We start from the raw sequence: 13,909 nt of genomic DNA, 5'->3' as shown, positions 1-13,909 counted from the left end.
TTGTATTGTCTACAGCTTCTTGACTCTCTTGAACAGGACCATTCATACGGTTCTCTCGCTAGGAACAAGACAGGCCGGCGGACGTTGCCGGCATCCTGCTAATTGAGCAGTACGGCATTGAGGCGAGCTTTGTGCACATGCAAGCCATCGGTGTACTCAATGAAGCCGAGCTTCTTGAACCGATTCATAAAAAAACTCACCCGCGACCGCGTGGTACCGACCATTTCGGCTAACGTTTCCTGACTGATTTTGGGAATGACCGATACCGATTGACCGGCTTTCTCGAACGTAGCCAGGAGCAGCAGCGTCCGCGCCAGCCGCTTCTCGGCAGAATTAAAGAGTTGATCGATCAAGTCCTCTTGAATGCGAAGGCTGCGCGTCAAGAGATAGGCCATGAACAGCTCGGAGAACGCCGGCTCGTTGTGGAGCACATCAATCATCGCCTGTTTATCGATCCGCACGATACTGGAGTGGCCCATGGCAGTCGCCGTGGCCATGTACAGGAGTTGCCCCGCGAGGCACCCTTCCCCGAAAAAATTTCCCTGTTCCAGGATCGCGACCACGGCCTCTTTCCCTTGCTGCGACACGACCGAGAGTTTGACCTGGCCTGTCTGGACGTAGAACACGGCGGTGGCCGTATCCCCTTGCGCAAAAAGCATCTGGTGTTTCTGGCATTGCAGAGTCGTTCGACTGTCGCCGGCTTGTGCCAGAAAAGTCCGGGGATTGAATGGCACCGCTTCTGTGCTTCGGACGGGCACCGTTCCAGGAGATCTCACGGTTGAGGTGCGAGGGCTTGCGGAAAGCGAATAGGTGGTAGTCATGACGGGAACTCCTTTCGGGTCGAATACACTCGTGATCTACGTACAGGATCGATCGTGCCGGTAGTGGCCTACTTCATGGTTTCATCGGTCAGCGGCATGTGCTCCCCCTCACACCGCCTGTCGCAGGCTGCGGAACAACGGTATCGGCACATGAGTTCGTGGTCTCGCACGCTGGCGCGCTGGCAAGACACGCGCCCCTCGGTTGGCCAGGATCTCGGGATCCACGCAATCGCCGCAGTTGACGCAACGCCACAGCGTCTCCGGTGCGCCGATAAAGTCCCGTTCCAGGGATGCCGTATAACTGGGAACGAATAACCCACCACAACGCAGACAGGATGTGTCAGACGGAGCCGACGCCTGCTTGCGCGGCTGTGCGGCCCTGACCGCTGTCCGGCGAGACACATCGGACAGGGTGAACGGAGCGGAATCGATGTTTGCAACACCAATGCGCGGATTCATGATGGCGTTCCGATCGTCTTGAGGTACTGCTGCACTTCCTTCTGGACCCTCATGAAACATTTCGGGCAGTAGGTGTGCGTGAGTGCGAGCTTGGTTGAGTTCACGCCATGGGTCTGTCGATAGGTCCGTGGCGATACCCAGCGCTCGCGATGAAGAGACAATCCGGTCTCCTCTCGAATGAGTCCACACACACAACAAACAGGAAGCAGTCTTGGTGCGATGAGCGTTGCGCTCCTTAGAGTGGACGGCACCCTCCGAGTGGACTGAGCAACTATTCTCATAAGAGACATACACCACCTCTTTCATTCACCCGGTAAACAAGCCCTTCCGGAGGATCGAACAGATACTCATGGGCCACAAGGCCATCATCATATGGGCAGATCATCGTACAGACTCCATTTGCGCTGACGGAAAAACTTGTGAGGGCCGGCTGTTCACCAAGGCTGGGGCCAAGAGCGGGCTCCAGCCCTCCATACGTGTCATGCCACAGGGAGTCGACGTGCTAAGACGGAGGAGCGCTTGCCCATCCTGGAGACCTCGTTGATAGCGAGGGAACTGAGATTGGTGTTCCCCTCGCATGAACGCGATCCGATCGCTACCGCCCAAGGCATCCGTGAGGCCGGCTTCCTCGGCCCGCCAACCTGCGCGTTCATCCTTCGTGACCGAGTGGAGTTGTTGCTGGAGCCGGCACCATTCGATGCGTGACATGATCTGGGTGGATTCGTACTTCATGGTTCCCTCCTCTGCACGGTGTTGCGTTGAGCGCCTGAATCTTCCGTGCTTTACTTATACTGTCCTAACGTGGGGGACACCATCGGCGGCAGTTCGATTATTCTGTCGTGGTTTGAACGACAGAATAATGGATGCATGATTGGCGGGGCCTACGGACACGAGAGGGGAACCGGACTGGTCAGCTGACCAGTCCGCGGTGGAGCGCGTATCGAGTGAGCTCAGCGTTGTTCTTGAGATTCATCTTCTCCAGGATGCGCGCCCGATAAGTGCTGATGGTCGTCACGCCGAGATGTAACGTCTCGGCGATTTCAGAGACCGTCTTTCCTGATGCAATGAGGCACATCACCTCATATTCACGGTCTGACAGTTGCTTATGAGGGGTGTCGCCGGTATTCGCCTTGAGCGTCAGCGCCAATGTTTCTGCCAACGCGGGGCTGACATACTGTCCTCCTCCGAGTATCTTCTTGATGGCTTTCACGAGTTCTTCCGGTGCGCTCGCCTTGGCCAGATATCCATCCGCACCGGCCTTGAACATGCGGACGGCGTACTGATCCTCCGGATGCATGCTGAGCACAAGGACCGGCAGCTTCGGGCATTTGGTTTTCAGCTGCGTCAGCGCCTCCGTCCCGGTGGTTCCTGGCATGGTGATATCCAGGATCACCATGTCCCATTTCTTCAGCCGGACCAGCTCCAGCAGATCGTATGCGTTGCCACATTCGCCAACCGTGACCTCCCCCAGGCCGTCGGCCAGCAATTCTTTCACCCCCCGCCGAAACAGCGGGAAATCGTCGGCAATCAAAAATTTCAGCACCGGCTCCTCCTACCTCTGCCCTACGGCTTACCCGCAAGGCACTCGCACCGTCACGGTCGTCCCCTGTCCCGGCAGGCCGACAATCCGGAACGTACCCCCGACTGCTTCTGCCCGCTCACGCATCCCTAACAGACCCAACGATGTCGCCTCGGTGATTGTCTCCGGCAGGATCCCCTGTCCATCATCGTGAATCTCCAGTCTCAGGACTCCCTCGAATGCCTCCAGTCGCACGCGGATCTCCTTCGCCCCGGCATGCCGCACGACGTTAATGAGCGCTTCTTGACAGATACGAAAGGCGGCTGTGGCCTTGCTAGAACCCAGCGGGATATCCCCGGCCTCGGAGTCCACGAGACATCGGATGCCACTCCGCCGTTCTAAATCCTGGCACTGCCATTCAACGGCTGCCACCAATCCGAGATCATCCAGCACCCCGGGCCTCAGTTCTGAGACCAGTGCCTGCACGGCGACGATGGTGGTGTCCACGACCTCGATCATCGACTGAAACTTCTCCTCCACTGCGGAATGAGACGCGCTGTTCATGAGGATCTGTAGCCGCGTAAGGTCCATTTTCAGGCAGGTCATGCGCATCCCCAATTCATCGTGCAATTCCCGAGCGATCCTGGTCCGTTCGTCCTCCCGCACGGCTTCCATCTTCCGTGTGAGGGCACGCAGTTCGCCCAATGCGCGTTGCAGCGCTTCCTCTGCCCGCTTGCGTTCAGCAGCGTGACGGATGGAACGTATTAACAGATGGCCGGTCACCTGCCCCTTGACCAGATAGTCTTGGGCGCCGGCCTGGATTAACTGTACCCCCAGCACGTCATCCTCGGTGCCAGTCAGGACGACGATCGGCACGCCCTTCGCGGCCCCATGCAATCGGAGCAGCGTGTCGATCCCTTGACTGTCGGGAAGCGAGAGATCCAGCAGCACCGCATCAAAACGTGCTTCAGCCAGGCGCTCAAGCCCGATCGACAGCCTGTCCGCCTGCGTGATCTGAAACCGGCAGGTGCTGCCCTCTTTCAGATACTCCTGCAGCAGCCGGATATCGCCAGGATTGTCTTCAATCAGGAGGATGTGCATCGGTATGACTCACACGGCATTGTTCTTGTCATTCTTCGGCAACACCACGATCCCGAGCCAGAAATCTTCGATCGTCTTCACCACCTTCATGAACTGATCCAAATCCACCGGTTTGTTAATGTAGCAATTGGCATGGAGGTTGTAGCTCTTCAACACGTCTTCTTCGTCCCGAGAGGTCGTAAGAATGACCACGGGAATGTGTTTCAGCTTGTCGTCATTCTTGATCTCAGCCAGCACCTCCCGACCGTCTTTCTTGGGAAGGTTGAGGTCGAGCAGGATGAGATCCGGAGGCGCAACGTCTGCATACTGCCCTTCCTGACGTAGTAACGACAAGGCGTCGATGCCGTCCTTGGCGAATATAAGCTTGTTGAGAACCTTGGCCTCTTTGAGGGCCTCAATTGTGAGACGGACATCACCGGGATTGTCTTCCACTAAGAGAATCTTCACGGGCCTGACATTCATATAGGTGTTCATGCGGTCGTGCCTCCTTCGCTCAACGTCATAGGTGCCCTACGGCTCATGTCACGCCTCACGAGCCCTGGTGGCTCTGGGCGACTATCGGCAGGGTGAAATAAAAGGTGGCTCCCTGTCCTATCTGCGATGCCACCCAGATATGTCCGCCATGGCGTTCCACAATCTTCTTGCAGATGGCCAGGCCGATGCCGGTGCCGGGATATTTTTCTCTGTCGTGCAGGCGCTGAAAAATGACAAAGATCCGCTCGGCATACTGGGGGTCCATCCCGATGCCATTGTCACGAACCGAGAAGAGCCAATCGCCGGACCGCTGCTCAGCCGACAGGTGAATGTTCGGTGGCTCCGCGTCGTGGAACTTGATGGCATTGGCGATCAGATTCTGAAAGAGTTGCCCCAGTTGTCTCTCGTCGGCCATCACGGTGGGGAGAGGATCATGAGTCACGACCGCCCGGCTCTCCTCAACCGCGACCTGTATATTGTTCAGCACCTCCTCCAGAACCCCGTTACAGTCCACCGGTTCAAAGACTTGGCCCTGGGAGGTCACATGTGAGTACGCCAACAGGTCATTGATCAGATGTTGCATGCGCTTGGCCCCGTCCACGGCATACGAGATGAACTCGTCGGCATCGGAATCCAGCTTGCCCCTGTAGCGCCTCGCCAAGAGCTGCACGTAACTGGCAACCATCCGCAGCGGCTCCTGCAAGTCGTGGGAGGCGACATAGGCAAACTGTTGCAGATCGGAGTTGGAGCGGCTGAGTTCGGCGACGCTATCCTTCAGCGCCTGCTGCGACACCACAAGAATGCGCTGCTCGCGAATCAGCCTCCACGACGCCCATATGCCGAAGCCGGCCAACGGCATGACGAGCAGGAGCCCAACGGAGACGATGGCCCAGACGCGCCGGTTGATCGGAGCATAGGCACGGTCACGATCCAACCGAACCAACACAGTCCAGTCGAATCCAGGAAATTTACTATAGCCTCCTGCGGTCGCGTAGCCGGTCACCACAGGAATCTGCCGGCGCTGGTGCAGTTCTTCCACAAAGCCGGACTTGTCACGCTCCCCGGCTGCTCGTCTGACGGAAGACAGGTCCATCATCGGCAGAGTACGGTCCAAACCCGTCGGTTGGTCCTTCTCGATGATGACCGCTCCTTGACGGTCCAGCACCAACCAGTCGTGGGCTTCTTCTCCATGTTGGAGCTTCGCTTCCTGCGCAAGAATGGTTCGAAGGCTTTCCAGCGGGACCTGGCTCGTCACTACTCCGCGAAACTCTCCCTGTGGCCCAGAGATCGGAGCCGAGAACCCCACCACCATAATCCCCTCTGACTCTGGTGAAGGCTGAGCCGAGTCCAGATGTACCTGCCCCGTCTGTCGCACCCGTTGAAACCATTCTGGCCGAGTTCCACCCTCTACCGAGCCCTTTGTCGGCCCGCCGGTCTCTGGCCTGACAACCACGTCGGTCGCCGCGACCACTCGACCAGTCGCATCGGTCACCCCAATCCAGGAATACTGCCAGTACATTTGCTTGTATTGCAGTAACCGTTGTCTCTTCGCAGCCGGGTTGCTTTCTAAGAGCACTCTGTCATTCGCAAACAACTGGATATCGCCGAACCGCTCAAACAAGACACGGTCAAGCCTATCCGCGACCCTGGCGGCAGTTCTGGCGAGGTCTGCGCCCCTTTCTTCGACCAGCACGGCTCTCAAAGACGCCGTCGTATAAAATACCACTCCGACGGCGACTGCAAATGATAGGAGCAACGCCAGGGGCAATAAGATTCCCGACCACCAGGGTTTGTCGAGGTCCAATCGTGCCTGAAGCGTCAACGCTCTTCCCCTCTTGTTCTCAGAAACCCAACTCTGTTTCTCACGATTGTCTCGTTGGGACCGATCTATGGATACACCCCAAGGACCTGCCGCTGCAAGGATGTGCAGCAGGCGGGAGCAGGTTTCCCCATCAATTCGTCATCCAAGGCCACAACGCGTCTTCGATCGAGTCCGACCGTTTCGACAAAGATCGTGAGAACCTGTCGAGGCCGAACGATTCAGCTTCACGGCAATCGCCGCCGGGTTAATGCCACTTATCTGTTACATTACATGTGGAGCATCGTCTGTTCCTCACCCCCGATGACAGGCTCATCTACGTCTAGCCACAAATCCGTTTGTCGGTTCAGCAGCCGACGGCGGCTCTAGCGCCATTCCACCGCGCCGAAATCGGTGCTCCCGAGGTAGGTGTAGCCAATGGTGATGGTTCCCACCGTCTGGTGCCTGTCGGGCAGGTCCGAATAATGCGCATCCCTAGTCGACGCGATGTACCTGAGCGCGATGGCATGTTGGTCGTACACTCGCAGGGTGAACGACGCCGTCCCGCGGGCGATGGTTTACGATCCACGATTCTCGGTGGACCCCACGCCGCTCACATAGTATTCGTGCAGGGTCATGTTAACCATGGCCCTATCGCCCATGATCAGACGAAGTTCGAGGAGCCCCTGCGGGGTGGCCCCGTAGTGATAATCGCGTTCACCCGAACCGCGGATGGTGCCCGCTGCGCCATAGCCGACGCCACTGAGGGCCGTTCCCTGGAGCGCCACGCTCTGTGAGAGCCACCATTGGGCGGTCGTCCCGAGCGAGAGGGCCGTACTGGAGACACGGAAGACCTGCGGCGAAATGTAATCGTAGGTCCCCTAGAGGCCCCAGACTCCGCGATAGGAATCGCCGATTCCGTACGGTGCTCCGACCAGGAGGCCGCGGGTGATGATATTCTCGAACGTGTTGGCGGAAGAGGCGGTGGATTGGAAGCTAAAGTAATCGAATAGGCGTGTGTAGCGATAGCCGGGCTTCCCGGGTAGCCCGTAGGCCAACTGGAAATCTGCGGTCGCTTCATTCTCTCTGAATTTCGAGGTGGCTGGACCGGTCAGGACCGTATTGACACTTGCGCCGAGCTGAAACCGCGTCGAGATGGCCGGATTGTGGCTCGGGAATACGGCATCGAACCGGTTGCCGAAGACGAGGCGGTTGAAACCGATGGGCGGCGAAAGCACCGCCGCACCCAGCTCTTGCCAGAACCCGGGCCTGCCGCCGCCGCTCTCGAACAACAGGCTGGCCATCCGGAAGAGCGGTTGCCCAAGAAACTTCCCGCGATCGGAGTGGTGATTTGGTCGTTGATAGAGGGCGCTCCGGTCTCGCCCGCGAACTCCCAGATAAAGCTGCCGACGGCGGCATACCCGAATGACTCCAAAAAGGTGAGGCCGGTCGATCACGCGATCCCATAGTAGATCGACCCTCCATAGGGATGCAGGAACTGATTCGTGGCAAACGGATCTGTATCGACCACCCACTTGGAGTCGGTCAGGTTCTTCCATGTCGACTTGGTGCCGGTGCGGTAGACGTCCTTGGGATCGACGAAACGGCGGTCGAACTGATTCAAGAGTACGAGATACCCGATCAGCTCGCCGGCCGGGATGACGTAGCTCCGACCGGCCCTTGTCTCCCAGTTCAGAGACTGATTCGGCCCATCGAGAGCAGGCGGGCCGATGGGAGAAGCCTGCGGCGATGCCGGAGCTCTCAGCTCATCGGTGGTGGCAGGCTCCTGAGCGAATCCTGTGCCGGGCGACACGAGGACGAAGGTGCCAGTGAGGAATGCCCGCAGGAACTTGCTGGCTTGCTGGAATCTGCGCATCACCGGGCCGGGCCTCAGAGCCGTCCAGTCAGAAGGAGTATGAGCAGGATCAGAAGGAGTAAGCCGACTCCACCACTGGTGGTAATACCCCCAGTTGGTGCTGTGTGGCCAGGTCGGCAAAGCACCGATGAGAAACAGAACCAAGAGAACAATAAGAATTGTGCTGAGCAGGTTGCGACTCCTTCCTCTCCGATAAGACGATACAACGGTCAGGACCAGATGACCCGTGAGGGGCTACCTGTAAGACTACGCCTGTCGATGACGAGGCATCTGTTCAGAGTTGCTCAGGTTGGAAAAAATGATGGGGCCGCGCAGCACCATTAAGGGGAAGCCATCCTCTTCTGCTGGAGGACTGCTGCTATATTCGGCTAGCAGGTTCTTGACAAACTACCAAGCCACTGCAGAAATGCGCATGCCAGAACAGCTGTAGACGCTGTCAAAAGTAGTCGCAGGCTGTCCAGAAAGGCCAGACTTCTCACCCGCCCAACCCTGGCGCGCCAAGACGCGTCTTGTCCCAAGCAAGGCCGCAGCAAGCGGAGAGGCGAAAAGCGTACTCTCGGCAGTACGTTGAGCCTCTGCGCGCCGCGAGAACGCTGCTGGCGGCCTTCCTGAACAGCCTGCTAGTCGTGGAGCACGATACTGAGGAAGGAGCTATGCACGTGGACACCACCGTTGTACTCCAAGAAGCCCAGCTTCCGAAGCTTGTTCATGAAGAAACTCACCCGTGACCTCGTGGTGCCGACCATTTCGGCCAGCATCTCCTGACTGATCTTCGGAATGATCGCCTCCGACTTGCCGTCTTTCCCAAAGTGGGCCATCAGCAGCAGCACTCGCGCCAGCCGCTTCTCGCACGAGTTAAAGAGTTGATCCACCAAGTCTTCTTGGATGCGGATGTTGCGTGTCAGGAGATAGGCAAGGAACTTCTCGGAGAAGCTGGGGTCGTCGTGGAACACACGAATCATCGCTTGTTTGTCAATGCGGACGAGCGTGGAATTTGCCGCGGCGGTCGCCGTGGCCATGCATACCAGCTGCCCGGCAAGACACCCTTCCCCGAAAAAAATTCCCGGCCCCAGCATCGCGATGACGGCTTCTTTGCCCTGCTGCGAGACCACGGTGAGCTTGACCTGGCCGGTCTGAACATAGAACACGGCATCCGCCGCATCCCCTTGCGAAAAAATCAGTTGACGCTTTGCGGACTACAGCAATGTTGTGCCGAGGACGACTTTTGCGAGAAAGGTCTTGGGGACAAACTGCGGAGGTTGCTTACGCGCCATCAGGGGAACTCCATTCAAAAGAAGGGACAGCACCTACAGCACGCCGGTGCCTGACACGCGTGGTTATTATGAAAACATGACGTATTGCTGTCAATCAGGGGAGGCCAGATGTCTGTTCCCTCTCATAAGCCCGTTACTTCTTCTGGGGGAGGGTATCATCTCTCTTCGTACTCCTGTCCCGTTCTATCTTGCATGCACCGATTTCGCAGGTCTTCGCTTTGGCTTCCTGTCTCTCCAGGCAGGACTTCTTATCCTCTGCGCTAATCGCACTCTCGCGGCATTGCTTCAGCTGGTCCTGCGCGGCCTTGAGACAGTCTTCGCAGAGGTGTTGTGCATGCGCTGGAGCGCCGAGAAACAGAAGTGACACTACGACACACGCGCGTAGGACGTTCATAACGGGACCTCCTGTGAGCAAAGGGGATAACCGATTGACCGCACGTTCAGTCAGCCGCGATCAACCAACTCGAAAGCCGCTTGGATCTCGGCGAGGACGCGCAATTTCTGGGTCATGTCGAGGCCCTGAGATTCCGCCAGATCATGGGCGCAGAACTGGAGGAAGGGGATCAGCGTACGGCACTCATCCCGCAAATGTCGATCGAAGGTGAAACGCCGCAGGTTGGGTTCGACCATCTTACGGGCTTCGCTCTCGTACCGGGGATCGGCATGATCGAGCCCCCTCAGGGTCTCCACCTCCTGCTCCAACGAGAGTCCAAGCTTCTTCATCATGGCCAGAAGGAAATCCAACCGCACCCGGCCTTCAGTCCATTGGGTGGCGATGTGCCCATCGAGAGACAAATCGGGCACGACCGCCCTGCGGATCGTGCCGTTGGTGGCGCGTCCCCATCGCCCCAGCCATTCACGAGCGGTCCCGAATGCATAATAGATCGCGGCAACGCCGGCAATCAGGCCCAGCAACATGAATAACAATGACGTTGCATCCAGATTCTGCATCATAACTTGTCCGTGACCTTTGCTGCTCGCGCATGAAAATGTCCGGTCAAATTCCTATGTACAGCAGGATTTCGACGCGGCGATTCATTTGCCGCCCTTCTTCAGTCTCATTACTGGCGATCGGCCGGATGTCCCCGAACCATTCGACGATGAAACTCTGTGAATTCCCCCCGTATGCCTTCATCGCACGTACCGTGTGCGTCGCACGAGCTTTGGATAAGGCTAATTTTTCGAAATACTGGGTGGAAGGGTCGGAGGCTGGAGCCTTGTCGGCATGCCCAGCCACTCGGATTTCTTTGAACGATGCCGCGGTGAAAACTATTCCCATCCGGGTCAGCACGTCGATGCCGTTCAGCGTGATCTCAGGACTCCCGGCGTCGAAGAGGAGCCGTTCGGCAATCACGATGGTGAGATGATCGCTGGTCCGTTGGATACTGATGTCACCATCGCGCAAGGCCCTTCGTAGCACCTGCTCCAACTCATGCTGCACCTGCCTGAGCCGCTGCTCAGTCGGGTCTGCACATCCGGCCACCAGCACCAGACTCATCAGCACATTTGCGAGGACGGTCACGGTCTTCACGGTTTCTCGCTCCCGCGGCTTCCGCCTGTCACCGACAAGCCTCGTTGCGCTGCATCGCAAGAAGTGTCGTCACGTCATGAGGCTCTCCTGGCTCCACCGATGAGCAACATGATACCGCCGACGAGCGCCAATCCCCCGACGAGGGGCGTCAGCGGAATGGTCTCTTTCTTGTCGACCGTGGCTTGGAGTGGGCCGAGGTCGATCACTTTTTCACGGGTGGTATACGTAATGCCTTGGTAGGTGAACGCGACGATGCCGAGCATAATGAGCGCAATGCCGAGAATCGTTGCTGTTTTCATAGTCCTATCCTTTCGCATGCGAACATGACGGGCTGCTTCTTCCCTGCGATGCCAATCCCTGTGCATGAGACGGGGGCGCCGCGGGCGAGCTCGAGCAATTGCCACAGATCTCTCAGTACGCTGTCCGTCCGCGCCGGTTGGTCAGGGCCAGGACGACCAGGACCAGCAGAATTACACCCAACCCGCCACTCGGGTAATAGCCCCACTCGGCGCTGTGCGGCCAGGTGGGCAGCGCGCCAACGAGCAACAAAATCAGCAATACGGTCACAATCATATTCATCGTGGGCCTCTTTTTTCTCCGCGTTCAACCTATCGGCTCTCAGCTGCGTCTAGACATTCTACCGTCACGCGTTTTTTTCGCCAGACAGCCGCTCACGCTCCCGTGACATCGCCGCACGCCCGACCTCCACCGCGTCGGTCAGGACCGTCTTGTTCTCCCGGACGAACTCGCGGCCTCTGTCCACCGCCTGCTCCACGACCTGGGTGGCGGTATCGGCGAACTCATGGATATTCTCTTCCGCTCGCCGCGCATAGCCTCGCAACTGCTCTCGTGACTCACGGCCGGACTGCGGCGCCAGCAACAGCGCCATCGCAGCGCCCAACAACCCTCCGCCCACAAACGCCAATCCCACGGCTCCCAGTGAACAGCCTCTGTCATTTCCCATTATGCGTCCCTCCTTCTCGGTGAATGTGTGACTTGACGACGGTCGTCGTCGCCCTCAACCCCGCCACCATGCTGGCCAGGCTGACCAACAACGACCGGCTCGTACCTCCGACCATCTCATGAACCCGCTGCACGGTGTCGCCCAATGCACCGGCGGCGTGCAGCAGCACTGCTGCATGCTCGACTCCTCCCTGCGCCTGCGCAATGAGCGCGTTCAGGTTCTCAGTCGTGGCCCGCATCTCTTTGAGCAACAACGGCAGCTCGGCATTCATCTGGACCAGCAGATGTTCTGATTCGGCCACCGGCCTCCTGAGCTGTCTCAACAGCGGAACCAACGCGTTTACCAGCACGACTAACGCCCCCGCCCCCACACAGAGGGCAATCTCGACAATCATCACGCGCCTCCTCCGCTATGCGGCTCTGCGAGATGGAAATTCTTCACACGCCAGATCATCGAAGGACACCGAATACCCAGAGGACGACGAGCAAGGTGAACGGCACTCCCAGTAGCCAGAGAATAAATGCCTTTCCCATGGTGCACCTTCTTTCCCACCCGATTAGCGACCCGAGCGATGAGGTTGAGATTCAGAACCGAGGTCCTTCAAGAGACTGGACAGATCCTCGGCATGTTCTTCTTCTTGAGCGAGGATCTGCTCCAACACCTTACGGGTCGTGGGATCATCCGTGCCGACACAGGTGACCATTTCTTGGTAACTGTCGATCGCGATCCGTTCGGCAATCAGGTCTTCTGTAATCATCTCCAGCAAGGAGTCCCCTTCGACATATTCCGAGTGGCTCCGGTTCAGCAGCCCTTCAGGAGATAAGTCCGGCTCACCCCCGAGTTGAACGATGCGTTCGGCCAATTGATCGGCATGGGCCTGTTCCTCAATAACATGCTGGAGAAACTCGGCCTTCACGCTGAGAGAATTGATCCCGCTGGCCATGAAATAATGGCGCTTGTAGCGAAGGATGCAGACAATTTCCGTGGCGAGGGCTTCGTTCAGCAGCTTGATCACTGTCTCCACTTTGGCCTTATAGCCTGCGGTCATGGCACCGTCCTCGATCCCCTGCCGTGCCCGAGCCCGGAGCGTCTTCACATCTGTCAGACCGATGGTTTCCCTCACGATTTCCTCTTTCCGGGACCTCCGAGGTACTGCTGTTTCAGGTTGTGTCGTTGTCGATGTGGCTTCTTTGATCGATGTAGTGTCTTTCACGATTCTCTCCTTTCGGCGAATGCCCCGTTTCTAGTGTCCCGATTACGAGTCACCCGAGGCTTGCCTGTCATTCTCGGACAGCTTCCACGAATGCCAGCTCGCAACGCGACATCCGCCGCATCAACGTGGCCGCCATGTTCCGCTCGCCGACGTGCCTGGTGATCCGGGCTGCGGCTGGGAACTGTGCTTCCGGCGGCCTGCCTGGGCGAGGGCCAGACACAGCGCAGGGGCAACGGGACGCCATGAGATGGCGGGTTGGTTCAGCGGCATCAATATGTTGTTCCCCATTGCTCAGGCCCTCTCTTTCATCGTGAGGTCGTTGGTTCATCTCTCGTGAATCGCATCCATTCAGTGGGGCTGCTTCCCCAACATTGTGGCCACGGCTGTTGCTGCCGCCGATCCGCCTCTTTTATGAACGCATCTTTTTTCTCGCCATACCGCCCCTGAACTTTACCGATGAACGTGTCGTCGTTGCCTTCGATCTGTTTCGCGCTGTCATCGATAAAATTGCCATACTGCTGTTTCAGTTCGCCTTTGAACTGCATCCATTTCTCTTTGAGTCGATCCGCGTTCATACGGTCTCTCCCCTTGAGCGGTTCTCTCGATCTGGCCCCGTCTTCATGATCTTCTCCATGCAAGATTAGTATCGCGAGAAGACCGGCAGCAGTCTGGTCAAAATTGCTCAGATTAGGGAGTATGAATCCGATCGCAGCTTGGCGCGCATACCGCTTGTGCGACTCGAATGGGATTCGAGGCTTCACTCTTTCAGACAGGTTGACACGCGAGGCGGGCGGGATGGATGAGCGCTGATCTGGTTCATCTGGTCAGTCTCGTGCAACGACATAGACCAAATACATACGAGAGACCAACCAGTCCTTG

General features: G+C 57.8%; 17 protein-coding genes and 4 pseudogenes. All 21 read right to left on the bottom strand.

Annotated elements, in window-relative coordinates:
* Nucleotides 1-98: 98 nt before the first annotated feature.
* The 21 genes and pseudogenes from Q7U76_06895 to Q7U76_06795 all read right to left on the bottom strand — a co-directional run bounded on the left by Q7U76_06895 (nt 99) and on the right by Q7U76_06795 (nt 13,605).
* Nucleotides 99-821: a Crp/Fnr family transcriptional regulator gene (locus tag Q7U76_06895; GenBank protein ID MDO8356097.1), complete on the bottom strand. Its 723-nt coding sequence runs from the start codon at nt 819-821 to the stop codon at nt 99-101.
* A 108-nt stretch (nt 822-929) separates the two neighbouring features.
* A complete protein-coding gene (locus Q7U76_06890; GenBank protein MDO8356096.1) occupies nt 930-1,280 on the bottom strand; it encodes a hypothetical protein in 351 nt (116 codons plus the stop codon).
* Between the two features lie 381 nt (nt 1,281-1,661).
* Nucleotides 1,662-2,012: a hypothetical protein gene (locus tag Q7U76_06885; GenBank protein MDO8356095.1), complete on the bottom strand. Its 351-nt coding sequence runs from the start codon at nt 2,010-2,012 to the stop codon at nt 1,662-1,664.
* Between the two features lie 178 nt (nt 2,013-2,190).
* Nucleotides 2,191-2,823, bottom strand: coding sequence for a response regulator transcription factor (locus tag Q7U76_06880; GenBank protein MDO8356094.1), 633 nt, complete (start codon nt 2,821-2,823; stop codon nt 2,191-2,193).
* A gap of 27 nt (nt 2,824-2,850) precedes the next feature.
* Entirely contained in the window at nt 2,851-3,900 is a 1,050-nt protein-coding gene (locus Q7U76_06875) for a response regulator (protein MDO8356093.1), read from the bottom strand.
* 9 nt (nt 3,901-3,909) lie between these two features.
* Nucleotides 3,910-4,374 (bottom strand): response regulator, encoded by a 465-nt coding sequence (locus Q7U76_06870; protein ID MDO8356092.1) that lies wholly within the window; start codon nt 4,372-4,374, stop codon nt 3,910-3,912.
* A 55-nt stretch (nt 4,375-4,429) separates the two neighbouring features.
* A pseudogene (locus tag Q7U76_06865) lies at nt 4,430-5,134 on the bottom strand (ATP-binding protein).
* Nucleotides 5,135-5,323: 189 nt separating this feature from the next.
* Nucleotides 5,324-6,067: pseudogene (locus Q7U76_06860) on the bottom strand (cache domain-containing protein).
* Nucleotides 6,068-6,750: 683 nt separating this feature from the next.
* Entirely contained in the window at nt 6,751-6,960 is a 210-nt protein-coding gene (locus Q7U76_06855; protein ID MDO8356091.1) for a hypothetical protein, read from the bottom strand.
* A gap of 93 nt (nt 6,961-7,053) precedes the next feature.
* The gene (locus tag Q7U76_06850) at nt 7,054-7,629 is read right to left on the bottom strand and encodes a hypothetical protein (GenBank protein ID MDO8356090.1); all 576 of its coding nucleotides are present in this window, start codon (nt 7,627-7,629) and stop codon (nt 7,054-7,056) included.
* Nucleotides 7,626-8,048, bottom strand: coding sequence for a hypothetical protein (locus Q7U76_06845; protein ID MDO8356089.1), 423 nt, complete (start codon nt 8,046-8,048; stop codon nt 7,626-7,628). Before Q7U76_06845 ends, Q7U76_06850 begins: the two co-directional genes overlap by 4 nt.
* 14 nt (nt 8,049-8,062) lie before the next feature.
* Nucleotides 8,063-8,219 (bottom strand): annotated as a pseudogene (locus tag Q7U76_06840) (DUF3309 family protein).
* A gap of 449 nt (nt 8,220-8,668) precedes the next feature.
* Nucleotides 8,669-9,322 (bottom strand): annotated as a pseudogene (locus Q7U76_06835) (Crp/Fnr family transcriptional regulator).
* Nucleotides 9,323-9,766: 444 nt separating this feature from the next.
* Nucleotides 9,767-10,276, bottom strand: coding sequence for a hypothetical protein (locus tag Q7U76_06830; protein MDO8356088.1), 510 nt, complete (start codon nt 10,274-10,276; stop codon nt 9,767-9,769).
* A gap of 43 nt (nt 10,277-10,319) precedes the next feature.
* Nucleotides 10,320-10,853, bottom strand: coding sequence for an OmpA family protein (locus Q7U76_06825; GenBank protein ID MDO8356087.1), 534 nt, complete (start codon nt 10,851-10,853; stop codon nt 10,320-10,322).
* A 74-nt stretch (nt 10,854-10,927) separates the two neighbouring features.
* Nucleotides 10,928-11,152 (bottom strand): DUF3185 domain-containing protein, encoded by a 225-nt coding sequence (locus tag Q7U76_06820; GenBank protein ID MDO8356086.1) that lies wholly within the window; start codon nt 11,150-11,152, stop codon nt 10,928-10,930.
* A 112-nt stretch (nt 11,153-11,264) separates the two neighbouring features.
* The gene (locus Q7U76_06815; GenBank protein ID MDO8356085.1) at nt 11,265-11,432 is read right to left on the bottom strand and encodes a DUF3309 domain-containing protein; all 168 of its coding nucleotides are present in this window, start codon (nt 11,430-11,432) and stop codon (nt 11,265-11,267) included.
* A 64-nt stretch (nt 11,433-11,496) separates the two neighbouring features.
* On the bottom strand, nt 11,497-11,817 hold the full coding sequence (locus Q7U76_06810) for a YtxH domain-containing protein (protein MDO8356084.1): 321 nt from the start codon (nt 11,815-11,817) through the stop codon (nt 11,497-11,499).
* Nucleotides 11,807-12,211 carry a DUF948 domain-containing protein gene (locus tag Q7U76_06805; protein MDO8356083.1) on the bottom strand — a complete coding sequence of 135 codons (405 nt, stop codon included), beginning with the start codon at nt 12,209-12,211 and terminating at the stop codon, nt 11,807-11,809. Before Q7U76_06805 ends, Q7U76_06810 begins: the two co-directional genes overlap by 11 nt.
* Nucleotides 12,212-12,373: 162 nt before the next feature.
* Nucleotides 12,374-12,940: a ferritin-like domain-containing protein gene (locus tag Q7U76_06800; GenBank protein MDO8356082.1), complete on the bottom strand. Its 567-nt coding sequence runs from the start codon at nt 12,938-12,940 to the stop codon at nt 12,374-12,376.
* Nucleotides 12,941-13,335: 395 nt separating this feature from the next.
* Nucleotides 13,336-13,605, bottom strand: a complete 270-nt coding sequence (locus Q7U76_06795) for a CsbD family protein (GenBank protein ID MDO8356081.1) — start codon at nt 13,603-13,605, stop codon at nt 13,336-13,338.
* Nucleotides 13,606-13,909 lie beyond the last annotated feature (304 nt).

The sequence above is a fragment of the Nitrospirota bacterium genome (assembly GCA_030645475.1).
Lineage (GTDB): Bacteria > Nitrospirota > Nitrospiria > Nitrospirales > Nitrospiraceae > Palsa-1315.
The sequence above is the reverse complement of the archived record's forward strand: the minus strand, read 5'-3'. Positions and strand labels throughout refer to the sequence as shown.

Excerpts from the sequence above, each read along its gene's own strand:
- Q7U76_06845 (MDO8356089.1), bottom strand. The coding sequence starts at position 8,048 with ATGCGCAGATTCCAGCAAGCCAGCAAGTTCCTGCGGGCATTCCTCACT.
- Q7U76_06890 (MDO8356096.1), bottom strand. The coding sequence starts at position 1,280 with ATGAATCCGCGCATTGGTGTTGCAAACATCGATTCCGCTCCGTTCACC.
- Q7U76_06810 (MDO8356084.1), bottom strand. The coding sequence starts at position 11,817 with ATGGGAAATGACAGAGGCTGTTCACTGGGAGCCGTGGGATTGGCGTTT.
- Q7U76_06805 (MDO8356083.1), bottom strand. The coding sequence starts at position 12,211 with ATGATTGTCGAGATTGCCCTCTGTGTGGGGGCGGGGGCGTTAGTCGTG.
- Q7U76_06885 (MDO8356095.1), bottom strand. The coding sequence starts at position 2,012 with ATGAAGTACGAATCCACCCAGATCATGTCACGCATCGAATGGTGCCGG.
- Q7U76_06830 (MDO8356088.1), bottom strand. The coding sequence starts at position 10,276 with ATGATGCAGAATCTGGATGCAACGTCATTGTTATTCATGTTGCTGGGC.
- Q7U76_06870 (MDO8356092.1), bottom strand. The coding sequence starts at position 4,374 with ATGAACACCTATATGAATGTCAGGCCCGTGAAGATTCTCTTAGTGGAA.
- Q7U76_06820 (MDO8356086.1), bottom strand. The coding sequence starts at position 11,152 with ATGAAAACAGCAACGATTCTCGGCATTGCGCTCATTATGCTCGGCATC.
- Q7U76_06795 (MDO8356081.1), bottom strand. The coding sequence starts at position 13,605 with ATGAACGCGGATCGACTCAAAGAGAAATGGATGCAGTTCAAAGGCGAA.
- Q7U76_06875 (MDO8356093.1), bottom strand. The coding sequence starts at position 3,900 with ATGCACATCCTCCTGATTGAAGACAATCCTGGCGATATCCGGCTGCTG.
- Q7U76_06895 (MDO8356097.1), bottom strand. The coding sequence starts at position 821 with ATGACTACCACCTATTCGCTTTCCGCAAGCCCTCGCACCTCAACCGTG.
- Q7U76_06815 (MDO8356085.1), bottom strand. The coding sequence starts at position 11,432 with ATGAATATGATTGTGACCGTATTGCTGATTTTGTTGCTCGTTGGCGCG.